This window comes from Aequorivita aquimaris (assembly GCF_001573155.1).
In the GTDB taxonomy this organism is placed as follows: Bacteria; Bacteroidota; Bacteroidia; order Flavobacteriales; family Flavobacteriaceae; genus Aequorivita; species Aequorivita aquimaris.
This window is the reverse complement of sequence record NZ_JRWG01000020.1, coordinates 1-3,230: the sequence shown is the minus strand read 5'-3', so window position 1 is coordinate 3,230 and position 3,230 is coordinate 1. Positions and strand designations below refer to the sequence as shown.

3 protein-coding genes are annotated in these 3,230 nt (G+C 39.3%); 1 reads left to right on the top strand and 2 read right to left on the bottom strand.

Features of this window, described 5'->3' with window-relative positions; all coding sequences use genetic code 11:
* Positions 1-429: T9SS type B sorting domain-containing protein (locus LS48_RS14495; RefSeq protein WP_131807732.1), on the top strand; the 429-nt coding region annotated here is incomplete at its 5' end.
* A gap of 237 nt (positions 430-666) precedes the next feature.
* On the opposite strand, the gene LS48_RS14490 is transcribed toward LS48_RS14495, so the two are convergent.
* Both LS48_RS14490 and LS48_RS15375 read right to left on the bottom strand, forming a co-directional pair.
* Entirely contained in the window at positions 667-2,190 is a 1,524-nt protein-coding gene (locus LS48_RS14490; protein ID WP_062623204.1) for an OmpP1/FadL family transporter, read from the bottom strand.
* Positions 2,191-2,313: 123 nt separating this feature from the next.
* A partial coding sequence (locus tag LS48_RS15375) for a hypothetical protein (RefSeq protein WP_062623203.1) occupies positions 2,314-3,230 on the bottom strand: 917 nt, incomplete at its 5' end.

Sequence of the window (3,230 nt, the reverse complement as noted above, 5' to 3'; positions counted from 1 at the left end):
ATCGAGGTGGTGGCCACGGGCGAGGGCACCTACGAGTACCAGCTGGACAACGGCCCCTTCCAGGACAGCAACATCTTTGAGGGCGTGGCCCCGGGCGACCACACGGTGACCATCCGGGACGTCTATGGCTGCGGCAGCGTGACTTTCGACGTGGGGGTCATCGACTACCCGCCGTACTTTACGCCCAACGGCGACGGCTACCACGACACCTGGAACATCATCGGCATCGCCAGCGGCGACCCTACGGCGAAAATCTATATCTTTGACCGCTTCGGGAAGCTGCTCAAGCAGCTCAGCCCACTGGGCCAGGGATGGGACGGCACCTACGGGGGAAGCCCCATGCCGTCGAGCGACTACTGGTTCCGCGTGGAGTACACCGAGGACGGAAACCAAAAAGAATTCAAAGGACACTTTACCCTAAAACGATAAATAGAAATTATGAATAAAGCAAAAGCTCTGCCATACAGCAGAGCTTTTGTTTTTTAGGGAAGGATATTTTGATTGCGTGCTATTCTTTTGGAAAAGGCGAACAGATTTTAGAGTATATTTCTTAAAGTGTAATAACTTTAAAAACTTCACCTTTATAATAAAGAGATCAATTTTGGATATCAAAAAAAAATTTTATAATTTGAAAATTGATCGCTCGTTTTTTTTTACCTAAAAAAATCATTTAAAATTGAACCCGAGAGAAAGAACAAAATTGCTGTAAATTGAGTTTATCTCTGCGGCATCGGTTAAACCAATGGAGTATAGTTGCTGGTTTCTTGTTTGTTCTGAACGCGAATAGGCAAGATCAGCAGTGAATTTTCCAAAATTATAGCCTGCGCCCAATGAGAACCCAACGCGTTCTCCTAAAACTTCAGAATTTTTATAGGGGCTCTCCTCGTAATGAAACCCTCCACGTAGGCTTAATTGGTTTAAACGGTATTCTGCGCCTGCTTTATACGCTGAGACGCCTTTTAGATTGTTTTCAATTATATTGTTTAAATTGTTGAAAAAGATATCGTCGGTTGGGCTAAATTCAATTGAAGCATAATCTTTATAGGAATAATCAAAACTAATTAGACCATTTTGGCCAAAAACGTATGCCGCACTTGCGTTTACTTTAGCAGGAGTTCTTAGTGTGTAATCTTCATATACATTTATTACCCTTGGATCTACAACTTCATTTATATTCTGCCCTTGAAACAGTCTTCGGCTTTCAAGATATTGGGTGGTTTCTTCTGAGATTTGATACCAGGTTGGCGATGTTAAGCTTAAACCTAAACGGAAGTTGTTTGCTACTTTTGCGATGGCCCCTAGTTGTGCTGAAACTCCTGCGCCATTTGCGGTAAGATTGTTTTCAAAACCTACTCTGTTTATCGTTGAGCCATTGTTGTTATTGTTTTCAAGTAAGAAAGAACTTTGGCTAAAATAGATTGTGTGGGTATTAATGTTTGCTCCAAAATATAAATTATCTGTTACTTGGGTAGCCAAATTTATTGTGAATTTGCTATTGTACCCTTCCGAAAGATAAGCATACTGCTGATTGAAGCTACCATTAGCAATATTAGAAGTATAAGTTGTATTTGAAGGATTGCTTGGGTCAACAGGATCAAATAAAAAGGTTTGGTACCCTAAAAAAGCGTTTTGGGCCGCTGTGCCCTCATATTCTCCCAGATATTGGTACAAATCTGAAATGGATTCACCTGACTGTAGTTGCAAAAGATTTAGGGGAATGCCCTGGGCTTGTGATAGAAAAAAGTCGCCAATTGATGTGTTGCCGGTACCAGCAATGTAAAATTCGTTATCCAGATTTTTGTCCATATTGTAACTTACCCCAATAGTGAACTTTTTAAATATGGACTCTTTATTAGAGTTATTGATTACAAAAACTCCTCCCAATTGATTTATAGTAATATTATCTGAAAAACTTTTTTCACTGTTTCCAAAATAGTTCGCATTGTTTTCAATATCAAATAATGATGTAGAAAACATCAGGCTGGAAGTTAAAAAAACTGCACCACCTGCTGGATTTATACTTGTTGCGGAAAAATCTCCTCCCAGCGCTCCCATGGCGCCGCTTAATGCAGTGTAGCGTGCTGTGCCGATATTTTCACCTAGACTATATCGTAAACCGTCAGTAGTGTTTTGGGCATTTAAAATAGCCAAAGCAAAAAAAGCTATAAATAGTAATGATATTTTTTTCATCTAATTTTTAATTTAAAAAGGTGATATAGTAAAAATGCCCAAAGTATCATTTCGTTCTTATAGAAATGGTCATTGGGCATAATATATTAATTCTATGTTTGAAAAATATTCTGATAGATAAATTTAACCGCGTCCGCCACGTCCACTACTGCCTCCTGAACGTCCACTACTTCCACTAGAACGAATACTGCCACCTGAACTTCTTACAGAACCTGAACTATTGCTCCTGGTAGGAGAGGAGTAGTTGCCGCTTCTTCTTGTAGTATTGCTCCTGGTGGGCTGTGAACTACTATTGTTTCGTATCGTTGAGTTAGAACGAGTGTTTCTGATTGAGTTATTAGAGTTGGAGCGAGTATTGCGGATATTACTGCGAGTGTTTCTAGTATTTGTGTTAGCACGCACATTGTTTCTGTTTACACGTCTAGATAATTCGGAACGACTGTAGGAATTACGGGTAGAAACATTATTGGTTCTTCCGCGGGTACTTGCTCTATTATAATCAGTGTTTCTTCTTCCCCTATTATACGATACATTATAATATGGGTTGTAATTGTAATAATGTGAAGTATAATACCCATAACCGTAATAAGGGTAGCCATAACCATAGCCATAATATGGATAACCCCAACCATAGCTTATTCCCCAATATGGGGTGTGGTAAATATAATAAGGATAACCCCAATACCCACCATACCAATAAGGTCTGTGATAAAATCCATAGCCGTAACCTCCATAATTATAAATGTTTACGGTGATGTCTTCACTGTTGCTTCCCCATGGGCCATACTCTTCCTCATCATAATCTTCTTCAATAACTATATAGCCATCTTCGTCCAATCTTTCGGTAGTTGAATAGGCTTCAATATCAGTAAAAATGGCTCCTTCTTCAGGAAGATTAGCGTATGCATCAGATTTACTACGGAAATATTGCTGATAATAATTTGCTTTTTCATTGTTAGAATCCTCATCTACGTATTCTTCTTCTGAAGTTGAAGTATTACCAGAAGAATAAATGCCATCATTTTGATTGTAACCATTGT

Bases quoted from the DNA above. Each gene is read 5' to 3' on its own strand.
- LS48_RS14490 (WP_062623204.1), bottom strand. From the start codon at position 2,190: ATGAAAAAAATATCATTACTATTTATAGCTTTTTTTGCTTTGGCTATT.